Origin of the sequence: Thermococcus piezophilus (assembly GCF_001647085.1) — an archaeon.
In the GTDB taxonomy this organism is placed as follows: Archaea; Methanobacteriota_B; Thermococci; order Thermococcales; family Thermococcaceae; genus Thermococcus; species Thermococcus piezophilus.
Genome location: NZ_CP015520.1, coordinates 190821 through 209432 on the forward strand (window position 1 = coordinate 190821; position 18612 = coordinate 209432).

At 51.6% G+C, this 18612-nt stretch carries 27 protein-coding genes; 10 read left to right on the forward strand and 17 right to left on the reverse strand.

Going from position 1 to position 18612, the window contains the following annotated elements; translation table 11 throughout:
- The first annotated feature begins 118 nt into the window (after positions 1-118).
- Entirely contained in the window at positions 119-544 is a 426-nt protein-coding gene (locus tag A7C91_RS00985; protein ID WP_068664140.1) for a phosphate-starvation-inducible PsiE family protein, read from the forward strand.
- Complete coding sequence (gene fen, locus A7C91_RS00990; protein WP_068664141.1) at positions 544-1569, forward strand: flap endonuclease-1; 1026 nt, start codon at positions 544-546, stop codon at positions 1567-1569. The genes A7C91_RS00985 and fen overlap by 1 nt, the downstream gene beginning before the upstream one ends.
- 25 nt (positions 1570-1594) lie before the next feature.
- Here fen and A7C91_RS00995 read toward each other — a convergent pair whose 3' ends face one another.
- The 5 genes from A7C91_RS00995 to A7C91_RS01015 all read right to left on the reverse strand — a co-directional run bounded on the left by A7C91_RS00995 (position 1595) and on the right by A7C91_RS01015 (position 4118).
- On the reverse strand, positions 1595-2494 hold the full coding sequence (locus tag A7C91_RS00995; protein WP_068664142.1) for a transcription initiation factor IIB: 900 nt from the start codon (positions 2492-2494) through the stop codon (positions 1595-1597).
- Positions 2495-2532: 38 nt separating this feature from the next.
- On the reverse strand, positions 2533-2814 hold the full coding sequence (locus A7C91_RS01000) for a hypothetical protein (protein ID WP_068667351.1): 282 nt from the start codon (positions 2812-2814) through the stop codon (positions 2533-2535).
- 17 nt (positions 2815-2831) lie between these two features.
- Positions 2832-3170 (reverse strand): DNA-binding protein, encoded by a 339-nt coding sequence (locus tag A7C91_RS01005; protein WP_068664143.1) that lies wholly within the window; start codon positions 3168-3170, stop codon positions 2832-2834.
- Between the two features lie 75 nt (positions 3171-3245).
- Positions 3246-3698, reverse strand: coding sequence for a 30S ribosomal protein S19e (locus tag A7C91_RS01010; RefSeq protein WP_068664144.1), 453 nt, complete (start codon positions 3696-3698; stop codon positions 3246-3248).
- A 3-nt stretch (positions 3699-3701) separates the two neighbouring features.
- Positions 3702-4118, reverse strand: coding sequence for a YhbY family RNA-binding protein (locus tag A7C91_RS01015; RefSeq protein WP_068664146.1), 417 nt, complete (start codon positions 4116-4118; stop codon positions 3702-3704).
- Between the two features lie 75 nt (positions 4119-4193).
- Here A7C91_RS01015 and A7C91_RS01020 point away from each other — a divergent pair, with 75 nt between their 5' ends.
- Positions 4194-4796: a DUF7411 family protein gene (locus A7C91_RS01020; protein WP_068664148.1), complete on the forward strand. Its 603-nt coding sequence runs from the start codon at positions 4194-4196 to the stop codon at positions 4794-4796.
- Positions 4797-4803: 7 nt separating this feature from the next.
- Here the strand turns inward: A7C91_RS01020 and rpl18a are convergent, their stop codons facing one another.
- From rpl18a to A7C91_RS11430, 9 genes are all read right to left on the reverse strand, one after another.
- Positions 4804-5037 carry a 50S ribosomal protein L18Ae gene (gene rpl18a / locus A7C91_RS01025; RefSeq protein ID WP_068664149.1) on the reverse strand — a complete coding sequence of 78 codons (234 nt, stop codon included), beginning with the start codon at positions 5035-5037 and terminating at the stop codon, positions 4804-4806.
- A 14-nt stretch (positions 5038-5051) separates the two neighbouring features.
- Positions 5052-5738, reverse strand: coding sequence for a translation initiation factor IF-6 (locus A7C91_RS01030; protein WP_068664150.1), 687 nt, complete (start codon positions 5736-5738; stop codon positions 5052-5054).
- A 37-nt stretch (positions 5739-5775) separates the two neighbouring features.
- Positions 5776-6051: a 50S ribosomal protein L31e gene (locus tag A7C91_RS01035; protein WP_068664151.1), complete on the reverse strand. Its 276-nt coding sequence runs from the start codon at positions 6049-6051 to the stop codon at positions 5776-5778.
- 10 nt (positions 6052-6061) lie between these two features.
- On the reverse strand, positions 6062-6217 hold the full coding sequence (locus A7C91_RS01040) for a 50S ribosomal protein L39e (RefSeq protein WP_012572069.1): 156 nt from the start codon (positions 6215-6217) through the stop codon (positions 6062-6064).
- A gap of 45 nt (positions 6218-6262) precedes the next feature.
- Complete coding sequence (locus A7C91_RS01045; protein ID WP_068664152.1) at positions 6263-8119, reverse strand: hypothetical protein; 1857 nt, start codon at positions 8117-8119, stop codon at positions 6263-6265.
- Positions 8120-8130: 11 nt separating this feature from the next.
- Positions 8131-9210 (reverse strand): hypothetical protein, encoded by a 1080-nt coding sequence (locus A7C91_RS01050; RefSeq protein ID WP_068664154.1) that lies wholly within the window; start codon positions 9208-9210, stop codon positions 8131-8133.
- Between the two features lie 93 nt (positions 9211-9303).
- On the reverse strand, positions 9304-10992 hold the full coding sequence (locus A7C91_RS01055; RefSeq protein WP_068664156.1) for an acyl-CoA mutase large subunit family protein: 1689 nt from the start codon (positions 10990-10992) through the stop codon (positions 9304-9306).
- Between the two features lie 87 nt (positions 10993-11079).
- On the reverse strand, positions 11080-11295 hold the full coding sequence (locus A7C91_RS11425) for a hypothetical protein (protein ID WP_234394415.1): 216 nt from the start codon (positions 11293-11295) through the stop codon (positions 11080-11082).
- A gap of 12 nt (positions 11296-11307) precedes the next feature.
- Positions 11308-11427 (reverse strand): ATP-binding cassette domain-containing protein, encoded by a 120-nt coding sequence (locus A7C91_RS11430; protein WP_234394416.1) that lies wholly within the window; start codon positions 11425-11427, stop codon positions 11308-11310.
- A 147-nt stretch (positions 11428-11574) separates the two neighbouring features.
- Here A7C91_RS11430 and A7C91_RS01065 point away from each other — a divergent pair, with 147 nt between their 5' ends.
- From A7C91_RS01065 to A7C91_RS01085, 6 genes are all read left to right on the forward strand, one after another.
- The gene (locus tag A7C91_RS01065; protein WP_068664158.1) at positions 11575-12432 is read left to right on the forward strand and encodes an MBL fold metallo-hydrolase; all 858 of its coding nucleotides are present in this window, start codon (positions 11575-11577) and stop codon (positions 12430-12432) included.
- A gap of 41 nt (positions 12433-12473) precedes the next feature.
- Positions 12474-12818, forward strand: a complete 345-nt coding sequence (locus A7C91_RS01070; protein WP_068664160.1) for a mechanosensitive ion channel domain-containing protein — start codon at positions 12474-12476, stop codon at positions 12816-12818.
- Positions 12815-12967, forward strand: coding sequence for a mechanosensitive ion channel domain-containing protein (locus tag A7C91_RS10940; RefSeq protein ID WP_199920060.1), 153 nt, complete (start codon positions 12815-12817; stop codon positions 12965-12967). Before A7C91_RS01070 ends, A7C91_RS10940 begins: the two co-directional genes overlap by 4 nt.
- Before the next feature lie 100 nt (positions 12968-13067).
- Positions 13068-13559 carry an Hsp20/alpha crystallin family protein gene (locus A7C91_RS01075; RefSeq protein ID WP_068664162.1) on the forward strand — a complete coding sequence of 164 codons (492 nt, stop codon included), beginning with the start codon at positions 13068-13070 and terminating at the stop codon, positions 13557-13559.
- A 151-nt stretch (positions 13560-13710) separates the two neighbouring features.
- Positions 13711-16104 (forward strand): CDC48 family AAA ATPase, encoded by a 2394-nt coding sequence (locus A7C91_RS01080; protein ID WP_068664164.1) that lies wholly within the window; start codon positions 13711-13713, stop codon positions 16102-16104.
- A gap of 91 nt (positions 16105-16195) precedes the next feature.
- Positions 16196-16702 carry a transposase gene (locus tag A7C91_RS01085; protein WP_068664166.1) on the forward strand — a complete coding sequence of 169 codons (507 nt, stop codon included), beginning with the start codon at positions 16196-16198 and terminating at the stop codon, positions 16700-16702.
- A gap of 205 nt (positions 16703-16907) precedes the next feature.
- On the opposite strand, the gene A7C91_RS10945 is transcribed toward A7C91_RS01085, so the two are convergent.
- Positions 16908-17057, reverse strand: a complete 150-nt coding sequence (locus A7C91_RS10945) for a hypothetical protein (protein WP_199920061.1) — start codon at positions 17055-17057, stop codon at positions 16908-16910.
- A 65-nt stretch (positions 17058-17122) separates the two neighbouring features.
- Here A7C91_RS10945 and A7C91_RS01090 point away from each other — a divergent pair, with 65 nt between their 5' ends.
- Complete coding sequence (locus tag A7C91_RS01090; RefSeq protein ID WP_068664168.1) at positions 17123-17569, forward strand: M67 family metallopeptidase; 447 nt, start codon at positions 17123-17125, stop codon at positions 17567-17569.
- 43 nt (positions 17570-17612) lie between these two features.
- Here the strand turns inward: A7C91_RS01090 and A7C91_RS01095 are convergent, their stop codons facing one another.
- Both A7C91_RS01095 and A7C91_RS01100 read right to left on the reverse strand, forming a co-directional pair.
- Positions 17613-18347, reverse strand: a complete 735-nt coding sequence (locus A7C91_RS01095; RefSeq protein ID WP_068664170.1) for a molybdopterin-guanine dinucleotide biosynthesis protein MobB — start codon at positions 18345-18347, stop codon at positions 17613-17615.
- A 9-nt stretch (positions 18348-18356) separates the two neighbouring features.
- Complete coding sequence (locus tag A7C91_RS01100) at positions 18357-18575, reverse strand: LSm family protein (RefSeq protein WP_068664172.1); 219 nt, start codon at positions 18573-18575, stop codon at positions 18357-18359.
- Between the last annotated feature and the right edge of the window lie 37 nt (positions 18576-18612).

An 18612-nucleotide genomic window follows, 5' to 3' on the forward strand; every position in this document is an offset into this window, starting at 1 on the left:
TCCGTCAAAGGAACCCCTGGTTTCCAACCTTTAGAAAAAAGCATTTAAAATCTGCCACCCAAACTTCCGAGTGATGATTCTTCCCTCGCCCGAACGGTAATGAACCTACGGTAGGCTGATGAAGATGACGAGGATTGAAAACGAGAATACGGCCCAGTACACACAGGTGCACAAGCTCTTCAGAAAGGTGCTGGAGATTAGCTTCGACTTCGTGGTGATGATGTTCCTCTTTTTCATACTGTACCTCACCGTGTACTCCATATATCTCAACTTCAAGCTGACTTACAGGGTGACCGAACCGAAGCTTCTGATAGCCAACGTCCTGGTCACCATAATCCTGATAGAGACCTACCGTATCCTCATAATCTACCTCAGACAGCACCGTGTGAGTCTAACCCACATCCTCGAGGTCGGTATAGTTGCCCTGATTCAGAAGCTCATCGTGGCGTCAGATTTCGAGCACCTGGATTCGTTTAAGCTATTATCCATAGCAGCCCTGCTGTTCGTTTTGGGCTATTTCTACATCAAGGTAGGTGAGGACTGATGGGAGTACAGATCGGTGAGCTCCTTCCAAGGAAAGAAATCGAGCTGGAGAGCCTCTACGGGAGAAAGGTAGCCATCGATGCCTTCAACGCGCTTTACCAGTTCCTCTCAACCATTCGCCAGAGGGATGGGACCCCGCTGATGGATTCCCAGGGCAGAATAACCTCCCACCTGTCGGGACTCTTCTACCGCACGATAAACCTCATGGAAGCGGGGATAAAGCCTGCCTACGTCTTCGACGGGAAGCCACCGGACTTCAAAAGGAAGGAGCTCGAGAAGAGAAGGGAAGCGAGAGAAGAGGCAGAGGAGAAGTGGCACGAGGCCCTCGAGAGAGGCGACCTCGAAGAGGCCAAGAAGTACGCCCAGAGGGCAACGCGCGTCAATGAGGGGTTGATAAACGACGCCAAGAAGCTTCTCGAACTGATGGGCATCCCAGTAGTTCAGGCCCCAAGCGAAGGCGAAGCTCAAGCGGCCTACATGGCGGCGAAGAAGAAGGTCTACGCCTCCGCTAGTCAGGACTACGACTCTCTCCTCTTTGGCGCGCCCAAGCTCGTGAGGAACCTCACAATAACGGGAAGGAGAAAGCTCCCGGGGAAAAACGTTTACGTGGAGGTCACGCCCGAACTGATCGTTCTTGAGGGGGTCTTGAAGGAGCTTGGCATCGACAGGGAAAAGCTGATTGAGATGGCAATCCTCGTCGGAACCGACTACAATCCTGGCGGAATCAAGGGTATAGGACCCAAAAAAGCCCTGACTATAGTCAAACGCACCAAAGATCCGCTCAAGACTTACCAGAAGGAAAGCGAGATTGACCTCTACGCAATAAAGGAGTTCTTCCTCAATCCGCCTGTTACCGACGAGTTAAAGTTAGAGTGGAGAATGCCCGACGAGGAGGGCATCTTAAAGTTCCTCTGCGACGAGCACGACTTCAGCGAGGAGCGCGTTAAGAACGGCCTAGAGAGATTGAAAAAAGCAATAAAAGCGGGGAAGCAGTCCACGCTCGAGAGCTGGTTCGGGAGGAGGTGACTCCTCCCGATTTAATTACCATAAATCAAACCGGAATCTTCAGGTTCAGCTTCTCGACGAGCTCCTTGTAGCGGTTCCTAACGGTGACCTCCGTAACGCGGGCTACCTCGGCCACTTCCCTCTGGGTTCTCTTCTCATCCTCTAGCAGGCCAGCGATATATAGCGCCGCCGCGACCAGTCCAGCGGGGCTCTTTCCGCTCGTGAGGCCCCTATCATAGGCTTCCTCGAGTATGGCTATGGCCCTCCTCCTGATCCTCTCGCTCAGACCCAGTTCATCGGCGAACTTGTTAACGTAGTCAGTGGGCTTGACAAAGAGCTTTTTAGGAGTCAAGTTGAGGTTCCTCGCTATAAAACGGAAGCTCCTGCCTATCTCCTTCTTGTCGACGCGGGAGATGTCCGCTATCTCGTCGAGCGTCCTGGGGACCTTAAGCAACCTGCAGGCGGCGTAAACACACGCTGCTATAACGCTCTCAATCGAACGGCCCCTTATGAGACCCTTTCTCACCGCCTCACGGTAGAGTCTTGCGGCCTCCTCCTCGACATGTCTTGGAAGTTTAAGCTGGGAGGCTATCCTGTCGAGCTCACTCAGGGCAAAAGCCAAGTTACGCTCGGCAGCATCGCTAACCCTCAGCCTGGACTGCCACTTCCTCAGGCGGTACATCTTCTCACGCATAAGACCCGAGAGGTTCCTGTCGACACCTATGTCAGTGGAAAGGCCTTTATCGTGGAGGAGAATGCTCTCGGGAGCACCAACGCGAGCCCTCTTCTCCCTCTGAGATGCATCAAAAGCGCGCCACTCTGGACCCATATCGATGACGTTTTCTTCAATAACGTAACCGCAAACCTTACAAATGACCTCGCCCCTACCCGGGTCGTAGATGAACTCCATCGAACCGCAGACCGGGCAGATCCTATGCTTGCTCACTCCAACACCCCCACTGGGGCGGCTTTTTTATAAAGTGTTTATAAATCTTCGCCTTTTTTCTTGGCAACATAGCGGAGAAGCCATGCCAAGTCTTCCCGCTTGAACGTAATCCTCTCCAAAACCCTGACGTCCCAGTCATCCTCTACAACGTTCGCATAAATCCAGAGAAAGACTGGATCGTCATCAGTGCCCACATGGAGATTCTTGTAAAGAATATCAACTGTCCCATCTACATTCTTCTTAACGGAAACGGCCTTCCATGTTTCCAGACTGACCTCTCCCTTTTCGTCGAGTATCCTGATTATCTCCTTAACGTCCATGGGGGCACCTTCCAAGCTCACCACTTAATCCTGTAGTCTTTTCTTGTTCTTGCATCCACCTGGGCAAGGATTCTCTTCAGCTTGGCGTCGTCTATTGGCTCGCGTATCTGTCCAGCCTGATACAGCTGGACGAGAACGAGCTCCACCTGGCGGGCCAGCTCGGGCCTTACCAGCTTGACCCTTCCAACCCTCTCCCTCGCCTCGGGGGTAAGTATGTGCCTCATTATGGCGTTGAGCTGAGCCTCAAGCTCCATCTCCTGCCTTATAGCCTCCTCCTGGGCCTTCTGCTGTTCAAGGTACCTCTTCTGCAGTTCGAGGAGCTTCCTCTTTCTAATCTCCTCTATGTCCTCGGCCATTCTCTCACCTCCAGTTCAAACTGCACGGGAAGGTTAAAAAGGTTCTCTATTGGAAGGAAAGTAGAAGAGGTGAGCTCAGTACTTCTTGAGCTCCGGAATCTGCTCCTCAAGCTCCTTCTTGAGCTCGGTGGCAATCTTGTCGAGGAAGCTCTGTCCCTGTGGGGTAACGACCCTTCCCTCACCCGGAACCTTCTGGATGAAGCCAGCCTGCTCGAGCTGCTGGAGGGCCTTCCTGATGATGCTTCCACTTGCCTTGTAGAAGTGCTCCGGGGCGTGGCCGCGGTTCTTCCTGCTGCCATACCAGGTCCTGAGCCTCTCGATTCCGACCGGCCCGTTGATGTATACCTTCCTGAAGACTGAAGCAACCCTGTAGTACCACCAGTCCTCCTGCTCTGGAAGGCGCTCCTTGTGTCTGCTGGTCTTGACGAACGGAGCCCACTCAGGCGGCTTTATGGCCTCTATCTCCTTGAGCTTCTGAGCAACCCTCTCAACGAGCAAATCACCGGGAACGTCATAAACTGTAGCCATCCTTCAATCCCTCCCCTTCTTGAATTTCCTCCTGAATTGAGCGATGTCAAGCTTGACTTTCTTAACGGGCTTCTCTTCCCGCTTTTCCTTCGAAAGCTCCTTTCTCTGGAGCTTCCTTAAATACTTTTCCCACCCCTCTCTCGGCTTGAACAATATAAACCTTTTGCCCCTGACTTCGATGAGCTCGCTGTCGGTCAGCTCGGCCACCTTCTCTGCCAGCTCTTTCCGCTCCATACCTGTGCTGATAAGTGCGCCCTTCCGGATCTCGACCTTGAGTATACCGTCCTTCTCGAGCTGGGTGTTTATCTCGCTGATGACGCCTTCATCTAACCCCCTCTTACCTATCCAAGCTTTGGGTTCGATATCGTAATATTTAGCGCGAATGGCTCGCCTCACTTTTCCGGGTAAGCGTTTCTCCATCTCTCTCACCTCTCGCCCTCCGGCTGAAGGCTTTATAAAAGTTTGGCTTTTAAAGGTTGCCTAAGGGGTGATGGCATGGAAGTCTACCACCTCTACTCCGGCGGAAAAGACTCAAGCTTGGCCGCGTGGATTTTGGAGAGGATGGGTTATGACGTAAAGCTTGTAACGATTAGCTTCGGTCTGCTCGACAACTGGCGCCATGCCAAGGAAACCGCCGAAAGGCTTGGCTTTGAGCATCAAGTGCTCTACTTACCAAGGGACACGCTGAAAAAGGCTGCGGAGATGTGTATACAGGACGGCCATCCAAACAACGCCATCCAGTTCATCCATGAGAGGGCCCTGGAGGCTGTGGCAAAGATTGCCGACCGGATTAGTGACGGCACTAGGAGAGACGATAGGGTTCCATTCCTCGACCTGCCCAAGACCCGCTCGCTGGAGGATCGGTTTAGCGTCGCCTACATCCGCCCGCTTCTCGGTCTGGGCTACAAGACAATAAGAGAACTCACCGAGATGCTGTTCATCGTTAAAATCAGGGAGAGCGAGGAACTCCAAAAGGCCGACTACGAAGTCGAGCTCAGGTATTTGCTCAGGGAGAAGGGAATAGATCCTCTGGGGATTTTTCCTAGGAGGCACTATCAGTCGAGGGTTCTGGGCTGGAAGACCGAAGAAACAAGATAAAAGGAAATCAGAGCTCGAGGCTGAGCTTCCTGACGACTGGATCTTCGGCCTCTTCTGGCTGTATTTCCTCGATGCTTTCGATCCATATCTTGGACCTGGGAACCCTGTGCTTGCTGCCTATCTCCGAGTAGACGAGCTCGGCAACATGCTCCGGCTTTAAAGCCCTGTACTCCTTGGTGAACGGCTGCTTCTTTCCGAGCCTCTCGAACACACCCTTAACGCGGAAGACCTTAACGTCCATTCATCACACCTCCATTAGTCGAGGAATCCCAAAGCCTCTTCAATCTTAACTATCTCGGGTCCAGTGGTGAGGTGTCCAACCACTACACCGTGAGAGTTCGCCAGCATGCATGAACCGACGAATGGAACGCCCATGTTGGTAGTTCCAACGTAGATGTCAACCTTAAACAGGTCGCGGAGCCACTCAAGCTCCTCATCGGTTGCCTCTGGATGGACGAGGCCGCCCCTGTTGGTGACGACACCCACACTGCCAACCGCGTGGTAGTCACCTATAATTCCCCTCTCGACCTCAACGCCGAGGATGTCCTCCAGCTTCTTGGCATCTTCCCTGGTAAACTTCGCGCTGACCAACGCGGCCCTGTCGTTGACCAGGATGAGGTTTCCAAAGGCAGTCAGAGTGCTCTGGAAGGGTTCTATAATCATGTCTATGCCGTACTCCTTGAGCTCGTTCTGGATGTGCTCAAGCTCTGAATCCCAGACGTAGTAGGGAACCACTATGGCGTTGGAGTTGCCAACGGCGAATATTCCGATAATCCTGGACTTCATTATGCTGGTCTCGATGAGCGGAACCTTGAGGACCTCTCTAAGCACTTCGAGCTTTTTCTCTCCAAGGCCCTCCCTAATCAGGACTACCCTATCGGTCGCAACACCGTAGACGCCGAGATACGGAGAGTTCTCAAAATCGAGCTTTTCGATGTGCATCTCGTCACCTCTTTTATGAATTAAAAGGGAAAGGGACTCACCGGGCGAGGTTCACGAAGGCGACCCTAACGCCGTCCTTCTCCTCAACCTTGACCTTAATGCGGAGCTTGTTGGGTGGCTTCTCCGCTCCGCGCTCCCAGATCTTCTCGTTGACCTCAGGGGCGATGATGACCTCCTCGGCCTTGGCGTGCCTCGCTACCCACTCCTTAACGAACTTAGCTGCCCTTGGAGCCCTCTTCCAGCGCGGGACCCTCTTCTTAACCTTCCTAATCGGAACGGTGAATATGACCTCGTCTCCCGGATTAATCGGCATTTACACCACCTCACTCCTTAAGCTTGGTCCTTCTCCACATTCTTCTCTTCGGGTGTGTCATGACCTTCCTGTTGGTCTTAACGATGACCCAGACCGGAACACGCCTGTTCTGCTTGGCGGCCTTAGCAAGACGGAGCTTCTTTGCAAGCGGCTTGTTTCTCGCCATTCATAATCCCTCCTGAGGTTATCGTGATGTCTAACGTTGCTTGACCTATCCTTTTTTAAGCTTTTTTGTGGGCCTAAGTGCTTCTCGAATCAGCTCATTGACTCCTTCTTTTCCGCATACGTATCCCAGCTTTCTCATTCTAGAGTAGCCAATAACTGTATCTTTGCCCCTGTAAAATACAACGTCTGCGTCAAAAGGATACTTTTTGAAGCCCTGAAGGCCATCTTCGGATATTTCGCCCCTGAAAATGATGCATTTGCCGTCTTTGCACTCAAGAACCCTAACGTCCTCCGGCCAAAGAAGGTTGAGCCTCAATGCGTAATCCAGCACTTCCTCCTGGAGTTCAAGAGTGGAAAGATTGCCTTTCGACCTGTTGTGGTCGAGTATCATCATCAGAGCCTTCGTGAGGGCACATAGTGGAGGGTCATTATGCTCGTAGTCTCCCCCCAAGTTAATGTACGGGTTGGCATACAGGAACTCCGGAATTCTGCGCTTCCACATCATGAACTCGGCTGTTCTCGTCAGGCGAATTATCCTGTTAGAGATAACCCTGTAATCCTCGTACCACCTTATATCGTTGCCCCACTTGAGGTTCACACGTTTGAGCTTTCCAAGCCAGATATCCTTGCTGAGCTTCGTCTTAAACAAGTTGTTTTCTTTTGCAAATTCGTAGGCCTGGAGGAAAAGTTCGTAGGCTTCCTTGACAAGCTTAAACCTTCTGAGGGCAAAGTTGTAAACCACAGCCTCACTCAAGTCCCATATGATGTTCTGGATAGAGCCTGTTGGATCTTCAGCTTTTCCACTCTTCACTAACTCCCATTCTTTTTTCGCCTCCTCATGAAACTTCCTACCCTTTTCGTCGAATTCTTTCAGTGTTTTCTGGTATTCTTCCCAATAGTTTCTTTCCTTTGGCTTGGGGAAACTCTCTAAGGTCTTCATGAGCTCCTTCGGGACTTCAAAGTTGTGGGATTCAAGGTAGTCCTTGATGCGGAGAAGAGCCTTCCTCCTGAGCGGAGATCTCTCTCTAGAAAGAATGGAAAGAGCTCGGGACAAAGTGTCCTTTGGAATCGGCATGGACTTCTCCATGAACGACCAGAGTTCGTGGAGTACCTCAGCCGTCTGAAGAGGATGATAAACGTCTGAATCTCTTGTCAGACTTAGAGAACGCTCCCTGCTCAGTTTTTTGAGCTTTTCAAGGAATTCCCACGTTTCCCTTATGCCTTTTTCTTCTCCTGTTGCGAAGAATAGTTCAAAGGCACGAGAAAAGTTTCTTGTTAAGAGAAGGATGTAATAACCCACACTTGCTTCATCTATTCCTCCAGAAAAGAGGGTTTTTGCCCATATTCTTGCCGTTGTAAACTCAGCGTTGATGGTCGCAATCTGTTCGTCAAGGGTCACGCTATGGACTACGCTGGGCTTAGAAACGGAAGGGATATTTAGTTCTTTCAAAGCATCCTCTGGCACTCTGCCCTTTAGGTGTTTTTGGAGGGTTGTGAATGCCTCCCTTACAATGTCCAAAGCAACAAGATAATTACCCTTAGATAGCGCTCCTAACCTCTCTAAATCCTTCTCAGAGATTTTTTCGTCCCCTCTGATTCCCTGAAGTATCTTGCACAGGAGTTTCGCAAGTTCCAGATAGGGCTCTAAATGTGGCTCTATGTAGTCCCGGAGGTTTTTCCCATTCTTTATTAAATGCTCTTCAAGGAGTCTGAGGTAGGAGCATGCCTCTGAACACAGTTCCCACTCTTCAGAACCAAAGAATCCTATGACAGCGTAGAGGATGTCCTGGATGATGCCCGGCAAGGGGTGTTCACCCTCATCTTTGAGGAACTTTTCAATATAGGGCTTTGATGATATGTAATTAGCTAACACTGCCTGCATGCGTAGAGTGTCCATGTGCATTTTTATCCCCCCTATGCGTGTATGAACGCCACGTAAAAGTTTGACTTATACATCCTGTAAACGGAAACTATACCCGGCTGGCCTTCCAGATTGCGATAGTACCCGTCCCTTATCAATGAGGTAACTCTGAAAACTGTGGTTCCCTTTGCCTCCCATTTCGTCAAATCTGAAGGGATTTTTGTGCTTTTTACATAAACAAAGTCAGGCCCCTTTGCGTTTGACCTTGGTGTTATGTCAACAGTAGAAGGGCCATATGCTTCGGGTTTTATTATTGCAAGATATGCTACTGCCTCACCTGTTGCTCCAATAATGAACCTAATCCCTTTTAAAGCCGCCAGCTCCCAGTTGCCTTCCTTTAAATTCTTTACAGTAGCGTTAAGAGCAAGTTTGCCTGAAGGAACCTCAGCAATAACACCAACCAGTTCCCCAACGGTAACTCTAAAATCTGTTTTATGAACAAATTCCTTTACGTAGATTCTTTTAGGAAGACCACCATAAAAGCCCTTTTCGTATATGTGAATTGTCTTTTCATCTTTCTTTCTCTCTTCTATGTAGTTGTAGAAGTACTGGTAAGCGCTATTGAGCTTTTCATGAATTTCATCACTGTATTCGTAAATGGCCTCGGCAACTTCGATGGAAAACATTACTACCGCCATTGCAAGGAGTGCATAAAGTGCGGTTAAAACCCATTTACCTACTACAAAAATTGGGATGGACATGACAGCCATAGCCGATGGGACGAACACACTAGTACCCGTGGACATCGCGGTTCCCATTGATTTCATCGAAAGCAGTAATGGATGTTCGTTTGACCAACCCTGCGTGGATGTGGCAGATTTAACGTTAATGGCAGAACCGTCCACGAACTCTTCAGGAGAAATACGACTCTCAATAAATGCCTTAACTTCCTCCGGTGTGTTCAAACTGGAGTTATCGGCTATAACGAGCTTCACTGGGACCCCATAAATCTCGATTTCATACACCCTTATTCCCGCGGTTGTCTGCTGAATCGCATCCTTGGTGGCGAGTGCGGGCTGTAGAACTAACCCGAATACTAAGATTGAAATAAGCAGTCCAACAACCCTTCTCACTCACATCACCGAGAAAAATCTAACGACAAATTTATAAATTTTACTCGGCAGAAATGAAAATCTAACCAAACACTTGAAAGAAAGATAGAAAGCTCAGAATATCAGTGGCGCTCTGTACTCGCCCCAGACCTCACGAAGGACGTCAGTGACCTCTCCAAGCGTCGCGAGGTGCCTGTGGGCCTCGATTATGTAAGGCATGAGGTTCTCGTCCTCCTTTTCTGCCGCGTTCCTGAGCTTGTCAAGAGCCTCTTCAACCTTCTTGCTGTCCCTCTCGGAGCGGAGCTTCTTAAGGCGTTCAATCTGCTTCTCCCTGATGCTCGGGTCGACCTTGAGTATCTCGACTTCAAGAGGCTCGTCCACGATGAACTCGTTGACACCAACGATGATGCGCTTCTTCTCCTCGACCTCCTTCTGGACCTTGTAGGCGCTCTCCGCTATCTCCTTCTGGATGTAGCCCCTCTCGATGGCCCTCATCATTCCGCCCATCTTCTGAATCTTTTCGATGTACTTCAAAGCTTCCTCGTAGATGTGATCGGTGAGCCATTCGATGTAATATGAACCTCCAAGCGGGTCTATCGTATCAACAACGCCGCTTTCGTAGGCGATAATCTGCTGGGTTCTCAATGCAATCCTAACGCTCTTCTCCGTCGGAAGGCTCAGAGCCTCATCGTAGGAGTTGGTGTGCAGGGACTGGGTTCCTCCGAGAACCGCTGCCAGGGCCTGAATTGCGACCCTAACAATGTTGTTCTCGGGCTGCTGAGCTGTAAGAGTTGAACCTGCCGTCTGGGTATGGAAGCGCAGGAGCATCGACTTCGGGTTCTTGGCGTTGAACCACTCCTTCATTATGTAGGCCCAGAGCCTTCTGGCAGCTCTAAATTTAGCTATCTCCTCGAGGAAGTTGTTGTGGGCGTTGAAGAAGAAGCTCAATCTTGGGGCGAACTTATCAACGTCCATTCCTCTCTCTATAACAGCTTTAACGTACTCTATTCCATCGGCGAGCGTGAAGGCGACCTCCTGAACGGCGTTCGCTCCAGCCTCCCTTATGTGGTAGCCGCTTATTGAAATTGGGTTCCACTTTGGAACATGCTCAGCGCAGTACATGATGATGTCAGTGGTGAGCCTCATGCTCGGCTGCGGTGGGAAGATGTAGGTACCGCGAGCGATGTACTCCTTGAGGATGTCGTTCTGAACGGTTCCGCGGAGCTGTTCAGGCTTAACGCCCTGCTCCTCGGCAACGAGGATATACATGGCGAGAAGGTTGGCAGCGGTCGAGTTGATGGTCATCGAGGTCGAGACCTTATCGAGCGGTATTCCGTCGAAGAGAATCCTCATGTCCCAGAGAGAATCTATGGCAACGCCGACCTTTCCGACCTCACCCTCACTCATCGGGTGGTCGGAGTCGTAGCCTATCTGCGTGGGCAAGTCAAAGGCGACGCTCAAACCCGTCTGTCCCTGGCTGAGAAGATACTTATAGCGTTTGTTGCTCTCCTCAGCCGTTCCAAAACCTGCGTACTGTCTCATGGTCCAGAAACGGCCGCGGTACATGGTTGCATAAACGCCCCTCGTGAAGGGGTATTCACCAGGGAAACCGAGCTTCTCGAGGTAGTCCCAGTCCTCGCTGAGGTCAGCGGGGGTGTAAACGCGCTTTATTTCAAAGCCATCGTCCGTCATAAACTTCTCTTTTCTTTCAGGCCTCTTCGCGATGAGGGGCTTAACAACGTTTTCCTCCCACTTCCCCTCGGCCTGCTTTATGGCCTTGAGCTTCTCCTTATCGAACGTCATCCGTACCACCTGCCCTTATTTTGACAGGCGACTATAAAAAGCTTTTACATAGTGAAAGGTGAGGCTTGATAATGGATAAAATATCCATCACTCAAGCCGCCCCTCCAGATAGATAACCGCCCCCGGGAGGGCCAGTAGTCCTGCGATGATAAGGTAGCCCGTGTACTGCATCAGCTCCCTCGCCTGCTCCATGGCGTCCTCTTTTTTCATCCTCAAGAGGCGCCCCATGTAAATGAGGAACTCAAAGATCGCCATGTCCTCGTAGGCTATCGGCACCTCAGGCATGTAGCCGACCCGCTTCATTATCTCGACTCTCTAGCGTGGCATCTCAAGACCGAAAATCATTATCTCGCCGTAGGTCGACTTGAGCGCATCGGTCAGCATCTTTATGGTGGTAGTCTTTCCGGCGCCGTTAGGTCCGAGAAAGCTGTACACCACGCCCCCAGGACGCTCAGGTCGAGAAGGTAGACTACGTTCTGCTTGCCGAAGAACTTGGTGCAATGACATATTCGTCGCTCATCTCAACACTAAGAGATATATAGAAACGAAGTTCCTAAAAGAGTTTTGATGAAGAACTAATTGATGATACTCCGAAACCTCGGCCTCGACAGTTCCACCAGGATAGCCTTCCAGAGCCACGCCCACACCGACCACTTCGTTAGCGGTGAGGTTATTTACGCGACAAGAGCCACGAAGTTCCTCAGCCACCTGAGAAAGGGTGGATTTTACAAGGAGATCGAGTTCGGCAAAACCTTTTACCTCGACGATTACAGGGCAAAGCTCTATCCGGCCGGTCACATGCTCGGCTCCGCCGGGATAAAGCTGTGGCTGGACACGGGGACGGTTTTCTACACCGGCGACACTAAGTGGTTCAAGCTAAGAACCGCTGAGAAGAGCCGCTTCCCGAGGGCTGACTTTTTGATAATCGAGGCAACCTTTGGCGTTCCAGCGTTCACTTTTCCCTCGCCGAGGGAGGCTGAGAAAAAGATGATTGCCTTCGTGGAGGAGGCCTTGGACAGGGGACAAAGGCCAACTCTCTACGTCAATCAGATGGGAAAGGCCCAAGAGGTCATGAAGATACTCGACGTCCACGGCTACACGGTCAGGCCGTCGCGGGAGATGCTAAAGGTGGCGAGGGTCTACACGAAGTTTGGAGTGGAGTTTGGAAACGTTGACGCCAACGGCGATGTAGTTCTGCGCTCCTACCGCTCTCCCAAAGTAGAGAACTCTCTCTCACCCTGGGAGCTGACGGTTTCTGGCTTCGGAAGGTTAAAGCTTAGTAACCACGCGGATTTCTGGGAGCTGATTCGGATAGTGGAGAGGGTAAAGCCCGAGAGGGTCTTCACGGTTTATGGGTTTGCGGGGGAGTTCGCGAGGATTCTGCGGGGACTGGGTTACCCAGCGGAGGCTGTTGAGCCAAACGCCGTCCTAGAACTTTAACCTTAAAAGGTGTGCGACGAATAAAAGGAGAGAGATGTCTTATGGATCTTGGGAGGCTAATTTATGCACTCCTCATAATCGCGGCCGGATCGTTAATTTCAAAGCTTGTAGGGCTCGGCATAAGAAAATCGATGACCAAGTTTAACCTGCGCGACATCATCCTCGACTTCCTCGAGTACTTTGTCGTCGTTGTGGGAGTCATGTTCTCAATCTTCTCCGCCCTAAGCTACCTCGGCTATCGGATAGAGGGGCTGACGATAAGCGTCACCGCCTTCATCGGCATCCTCATGGGCTTTGGACTGCACGACATGCTGAACAACATAGCAGCTGGGGCGTGGATCTCGGCGGTCAGACCTTTCGAGATAGGTGGCTATGTGAACCTGTGAACCTGAAGGACTACAAGGGCGTCGTCAAGGAAATAAACGCCACAAACATTGTTCTAATCGGGAACGACAGAGAGACCGTCACCATTCCCACCAAACTCGTCTGGAACGCGCCCATCGTGAGGTTCGAAGAAAAGAAGACCAAAGAATGAAGCAGGTTTTATTCACCGATGTACACTAAAAGACACAAAACTTTATAAACTCATCTTTTTTAGTTACTACTGGTAACCAAAAGGTGAAGGGGTGGTGCCGGTGGTCTGGAGGAGGGACCGCCCTTACTGGGACCCGTTCGACATAATGAGAGAAATCCAGGAGGAGATTGACGCAATATTCAGGGACTTCATGCGCGGACCAAGGCTCTGGAGCAACCGCGAGGGGCCAGCTTACGAAGAGCTTACCAGCGAGGTCTGGAGGGAGCCATTCGTTGACATCTTCGACAGTGGCGACGAGTTCGTCATCACTGCCGAGCTTCCAGGAGTCAGAAAGGAGGACATCAAGGTCAGGGTTACTGACGACACGGTTTACATCGAGGCTCAGGTCAGGCGCAAGAAGGAGCTTGAGCGCGAGGGAGCCATAAAGATCGAGCGCTACTACAGCGGCTACAGGAGAGTCATCAGGCTCCCGGAGGAGGTCATCCCGGAGAAGACCAAGGCCAAGTACAACAACGGCGTCCTTGAAATCAGGATTCCAAAGAAGCACCCGACCAAGAAGGAAGGAGAGGGCTTCGAGGTTAAGATTGAGTGACGCTTTCGTTTTAAGGGAAGACAGGGGGCACCCCCTTATCTTCCTCTACCATCAAACCCCGTGGTGGGGCTTCGCCCCCTGCAACCCCAGATAAAATCAAACTGCAAAAATCAAGATCATTGGTCATGAAAAAGTTTGGAGGTGGTGAGAAATGATCGAAAAGAGAGAAGTTAAGCTGAAGGTCGCGTCTGCATATCAGCGCGACGTTGGAAGAGGGATAGTTAGGATAGACAGAAAAGCCATGCGCGAGATTGACGTCCAGCCGGGTGATATCATCGAGATCATCGGAACCAAGAACACCGCCGCGGTCGTTTGGCCAGCTTACCCAGAGGATGAGGGACTTAACATCATTAGGATGGATGGAACCATCAGGAAGAACGCTGGAGTTGGACTTGGCGACGAGGTTACGGTCAGAAAGGCAGAGGTCAAGGAAGCCAAAAAGGTCATAGTTGCCCCGACCGAGCCGATACGCTTTGGGCACGACTTCATTGAGTGGCTCCACAGCAGGCTCGTCGGTAGGCCAGTCGTCAGGGGAGACTACATCAAGGTAGGCATACTAGGTCAGGAGCTTACCTTCGTCGTCACCACGACAACTCCAGCTGGTATAGTCCAGATAACTGAGTTTACCGACTTCACCGTCAGCGAGAAGCCCGTCAAGGAGGTCAGCAAGACGGCAGCACTCGGCGTCACATACGAGGACATAGGTGGCCTCAAGGACGTCATCCAGAAGATCAGGGAGATGATAGAGCTCCCGCTCAAGCATCCGGAGATATTCGAGAAGCTCGGCATCGAGCCGCCGAAGGGTGTGCTCCTCTACGGTCCACCTGGAACTGGAAAGACGCTCCTCGCTAAGGCCGTCGCCAACGAGGCTAACGCCCACTTCATAGCCATCAACGGGCCAGAGATAATGAGCAAATTCTACGGTGAGAGCGAGGAAAGGCTCAGAGAGGTATTCAATGAGGCAGAGGAGAACGCCCCAGCGATAATCTTCATAGACGAGATTGACGCAATTGCTCCCAAGAGGGAAGAGACCCACGGCGAAGTCGAGAAGAGGGTCGTCTCGCAGTTGCTTACCCTGATGGATGGCCTCAAGAGCCGCGGAAAGGTCATAGTCATTGCCGCCACCAACAGGCCCGATGCGATAGATCCGGCCCTCAGAAGGCCAGGAAGGTTCGACCGCGAGCTCGAGGTAGGCGTGCCAGACAAGCAAGGCAGAAAAGAGATACTCCAGATACACACCAGAGGGATGCCAATCGAGCCAGAGTTCATGGTCAGCAAGGTCAAGAAGATACTCGAAAACCTTCGTGGCGACGAGCGCTTCAGGGATGTCATCGACAGGGCCATAGAGAAGGTGGAAAGGGCCAAGACCGAGGAGGAAATCAAGGAGATACTCATGGAGCTCGATGAGAGGCTCTACGATGAGGTCAAGGTCAAGCTCATCGACGACCTGCTGGAGGAGCTGGCCGAGAAGACCCACGGCTTCGTTGGAGCTGATCTGGCAGCGCTGGCAAGAGAGGCAGCAATGGCCGCTCTGAGGAGGCTCATCAAGGAGGGCAAGATAGACTTCGAGGCTGAGCACATACCGAAGGAGGTCTTGGAGGAGCTCAAGGTCACCAAGAGGGACTTCTACGAGGCCCTCAAGATGGTCGAGCCGTCAGCGCTCAGGGAGGTGCTCCTCGAGGTTCCGAACGTCCGCTGGGACGACATCGGTGGCCTTGAAGATGTTAAGCAGGAGCTCAAAGAGGCCGTCGAGTGGCCGCTCAAGTACCCGGAGGCCTTCCTTGGACTGGGCATAACCCCACCGAAGGGAATACTCCTCTACGGTCCACCGGGAACCGGTAAGACGCTATTAGCCAAGGCAGTGGCCACGGAGAGCGAAGCCAACTTCATCGCCATAAGGGGGCCAGAGGTGCTCAGCAAGTGGGTCGGTGAAAGCGAGAAGAACATCCGCGAGATATTCCGCAAGGCCAGGCAGGCTGCCCCGACGGTGATATTCATCGATGAGATTGACGCCATAGCATCGCGTAGGGGAACCGACGTTAACAGGGTCACCGACAGGCTCATCAATCAGCTGCTCACCGAGATGGACGGCATAGCAGAGAACAGCGGTGTAGTGGTTATAGCAGCTACCAACAGGCCAGACATCATAGATCCAGCCCTGCTGAGGCCTGGACGCTTTGACAGAATGATACTCGTGCCAGCGCCGGACGAGAAGGCCAGACTGGAGATACTCAAAGTCCACACCAGGAACGTGCCGCTCGCTGGGGACATCAGCCTCGAGGAGCTCGCCAAGAGAACGGAGGGTTACACCGGAGCTGACATAGCGGCAGTGGTCAGGGAGGCTGCCATGCTAGCCATGAGGAAGGCCCTCCAGGAGGGCATCATCAAGCCTGGAATGAAGGCCGATGAGATACGCAGGAAAGTCAAGGTCACGATGAAGGACTTCGAGGAGGCACTGGAGAAGATAGGCCCGAGCGTGAGCAAGGAGACCATGGAGTACTACAAGAGAATCCAGGAGCAGTTCAAGCAGTCACGCGGAGCGTGAGCCAGTGAACGATAGTTCACGCGGGACGAGGGGCTGATGGCCAAGTCTCTAACCTTTTAACCTTTTGAGCGCATCTTTTCTGGGTGATGCTATGGAAGTAGTAAGGAAGCTCCAGGGGGTCTATGGGCTAACGCTGGTTCTCATGATGTACCTCTACCCCCTCACTATAGTGGGCCTGCTCCTTCTTAGGAGAGTGCTCGAAAAGCTCGGCAGAGAAGAGCTCGGCCACGCGGTTAGGCTTTCGACAGTTGCCTTTCTCCTCTCGATGCCACTCTACGTGGCGAAGATATTCCTCGGCATATCTGGCTGGGCGAAAGTGCTCGGAATAACTCCAATTGAAACGAGCCCGCTCGTTTACAACGGCGTTCACGTGGTCTTCCTGTTTCTGCAGGCGCTCTCACTCTACTACATTTACAAGACCCTCGACGTGCTTGCCGGGATGACCGAACAGACGATACTGAGAACCGCTGGACTGATTTTGATACTCTCAATCCCGATGCACTTCGTCAGCATCAACGTCTACTTTGCCGCGACGCTAACTGGACTGGTGCTCATCCTGTTCGGTTTAGAAAATGCCAAGGACGTAGTTGCATGGTAGCGTGCTGCTGAGCATACCGAAAGACGGTCTCCAGATATAAGGATGAGGCGAGGAAGGCCATGGGCTATGGCATAGCGAGGGGCGAGCATTACAAAGGCGACGTCGCCCTTATGGCGCGCCCGCCCGAAGGGATGGCCAAGAGGTGGCTAACACGATTGTCATCGCTAAGTTGTGGTGTAATGGAGAAGAAAGAGAGCCAGAGAAATCACTCAAGTTTCTCAAGCTCAAAAACCCTTGCGTCCTTCTTTTTCATTTCCCTGACGGCCATCATCCTGGCCTCGTCGGCGGTCTCGGCGTGGAAAACAACCCTTTCATCCGAGTTCCTCCCACCGTGAAGGATGAGGGCCCATTTCATTTTACCACCGCCGAAATTCTGTCACTCGTCCAAAATTTATAAGCTTAACGGGTATATTCTCAAACATGAAGTTAATGATTCGACAAGGAAATCTAAAGCAGATTATCGAGACGGCAAGGAAATCCGAAATCGAAATATGCGGCTTCCTATTTGGAAGGAAGAAAGAAGGGGAGGCTATTGTTGAAAAAATTCGCTTCATCACCAATCGCCTGAACTCATCCACAGGGTTTGAAATGGAGCCCCTTGAAATGGTGCAGACCATAGATGAGGCAGAGGAAAGGGGACTTGAAGTTGTCGGCATCTTCCACTCCCACCTAAAGTGCCCACCGAGGCCGAGCGGGAATGATCTGCCTGGTATGATGCTCTGGCCAGTTGTGTGGCTGATAGTTGATGATAATGGAAACTACAGAGCTTTTGTGCTTGAGGGAGAGAAAGTTCTGGAAGTTCCTGTTGAAATCGTGAGTAGCATTACGGACCGATGGCAAAGAGGGTCAAAAAAGGGAGAATGTTGATGGAAAAGGATTGAAAGTGTTGGATTTAGGGACTTCGAAAGACTCAATAATCCCTTATGATTATTTCTATCTTCCTCCCACCCCTGTAACCCTTCATTGCCGAGAGCATACCCTTAATCGTCTTCTCGACGAGCTCCTGTACCCAGTCCTTCATTGGAAGAACTTGGCCGTCTATCCTGACGGTGACCTTCGGCTTTGAGCTGAGAACCCTACAGTCGTTGAGCGTTTTCTCGCCTTTGACAATCATCCTCGCCATCTCGGCGCACTTGTACCCACACATCCTGCAGTCTATGTTGGGCAGCATGAAGGCGCGCTTCTCTATAAGGTCTGCGAGCCTCTCGGGCTCGGTGAGGGCGTTTATAACCGGCAATCCGTCAACCTCGTCAATCCCACTTTCGGCTATGATCCCACTCACCGCTATCGCTAGACCCTTGTTGAGCTCGAGGATGTCCTTGGCATCTCTCGCACAGATGACCCTGGGCAAGTGTTGCACCGATTTAAAGCCCTCCAACAGAAGAAAATCGGCGTTGACCATCGAAAAGAGGGCATTTATGTCCTTGGCCCTGAAGAGGAGCGCATCAGTGTCGTGGGCCTTCACGATGACAGCATCGGCAATCTTTGAGAAGCGCCAAGTGTCGCTGTTCTCTCTGTCGAAGTCTGCATGCATGCTCTTGGCTATCGCAACTCTGTAACCGCGCTCTTTCAGAACTCTTGCGACTGCTTCAAGGGTCGCTGTTTTCCCGCTCTTTTTATAACCAACAAAGGATATGGCCTTCATATTATCACCTCAGAGGAGCATTATCCAGTTAAGGTCATCGATTTTAACTATCAGAGCCTTGGCCTTGTTGCCGACTATGTCCACGACGTCCTTCAGGAGAATAACCTCCTCGTCGAAGCCCTCGAGTATTCCAGTGAAAGAATGTTCGCTGCTAACGGCTAACGCTACCCTCTTTCCCTTCCAAGTTTCGAGCGTCTTGTCGAGGAGGTACTGCTTCCCCTCGCTCATCGTCTCACCTCTAAAACCAAAAACCTATAAGGCTTTT

Bases quoted from the DNA above. Each gene is read 5' to 3' on its own strand.
- A7C91_RS01090 (WP_068664168.1), top strand. From the start codon at position 17,123: ATGAAGTTAATGATTCGACAAGGAAATCTAAAGCAGATTATCGAGACG.
- A7C91_RS01010 (WP_068664144.1), bottom strand. From the start codon at position 3,698: ATGGCTACAGTTTATGACGTTCCCGGTGATTTGCTCGTTGAGAGGGTT.
- A7C91_RS01080 (WP_068664164.1), top strand. From the start codon at position 13,711: ATGATCGAAAAGAGAGAAGTTAAGCTGAAGGTCGCGTCTGCATATCAG.
- A7C91_RS01005 (WP_068664143.1), bottom strand. From the start codon at position 3,170: ATGGCCGAGGACATAGAGGAGATTAGAAAGAGGAAGCTCCTCGAACTG.
- A7C91_RS10945 (WP_199920061.1), bottom strand. From the start codon at position 17,057: ATGAAATGGGCCCTCATCCTTCACGGTGGGAGGAACTCGGATGAAAGG.
- A7C91_RS01045 (WP_068664152.1), bottom strand. From the start codon at position 8,119: ATGCACATGGACACTCTACGCATGCAGGCAGTGTTAGCTAATTACATA.
- rpl18a (WP_068664149.1), bottom strand. From the start codon at position 5,037: ATGGACGTTAAGGTCTTCCGCGTTAAGGGTGTGTTCGAGAGGCTCGGA.
- fen (WP_068664141.1), top strand. From the start codon at position 544: ATGGGAGTACAGATCGGTGAGCTCCTTCCAAGGAAAGAAATCGAGCTG.
- A7C91_RS01100 (WP_068664172.1), bottom strand. From the start codon at position 18,575: ATGAGCGAGGGGAAGCAGTACCTCCTCGACAAGACGCTCGAAACTTGG.
- A7C91_RS01020 (WP_068664148.1), top strand. From the start codon at position 4,194: ATGGAAGTCTACCACCTCTACTCCGGCGGAAAAGACTCAAGCTTGGCC.
- A7C91_RS11425 (WP_234394415.1), bottom strand. From the start codon at position 11,295: ATGAAGCGGGTCGGCTACATGCCTGAGGTGCCGATAGCCTACGAGGAC.
- A7C91_RS01035 (WP_068664151.1), bottom strand. From the start codon at position 6,051: ATGCCGATTAATCCGGGAGACGAGGTCATATTCACCGTTCCGATTAGG.
- A7C91_RS01070 (WP_068664160.1), top strand. From the start codon at position 12,474: ATGGATCTTGGGAGGCTAATTTATGCACTCCTCATAATCGCGGCCGGA.
- A7C91_RS01000 (WP_068667351.1), bottom strand. From the start codon at position 2,814: ATGGACGTTAAGGAGATAATCAGGATACTCGACGAAAAGGGAGAGGTC.
- A7C91_RS01085 (WP_068664166.1), top strand. From the start codon at position 16,196: ATGGAAGTAGTAAGGAAGCTCCAGGGGGTCTATGGGCTAACGCTGGTT.
- A7C91_RS00985 (WP_068664140.1), top strand. From the start codon at position 119: ATGAAGATGACGAGGATTGAAAACGAGAATACGGCCCAGTACACACAG.
- A7C91_RS01065 (WP_068664158.1), top strand. From the start codon at position 11,575: ATGATACTCCGAAACCTCGGCCTCGACAGTTCCACCAGGATAGCCTTC.
- A7C91_RS01095 (WP_068664170.1), bottom strand. From the start codon at position 18,347: ATGAAGGCCATATCCTTTGTTGGTTATAAAAAGAGCGGGAAAACAGCG.
- A7C91_RS01030 (WP_068664150.1), bottom strand. From the start codon at position 5,738: ATGCACATCGAAAAGCTCGATTTTGAGAACTCTCCGTATCTCGGCGTC.
- A7C91_RS01055 (WP_068664156.1), bottom strand. From the start codon at position 10,992: ATGACGTTCGATAAGGAGAAGCTCAAGGCCATAAAGCAGGCCGAGGGG.
- A7C91_RS01040 (WP_012572069.1), bottom strand. From the start codon at position 6,217: ATGGCGAGAAACAAGCCGCTTGCAAAGAAGCTCCGTCTTGCTAAGGCC.
- A7C91_RS01015 (WP_068664146.1), bottom strand. From the start codon at position 4,118: ATGGAGAAACGCTTACCCGGAAAAGTGAGGCGAGCCATTCGCGCTAAA.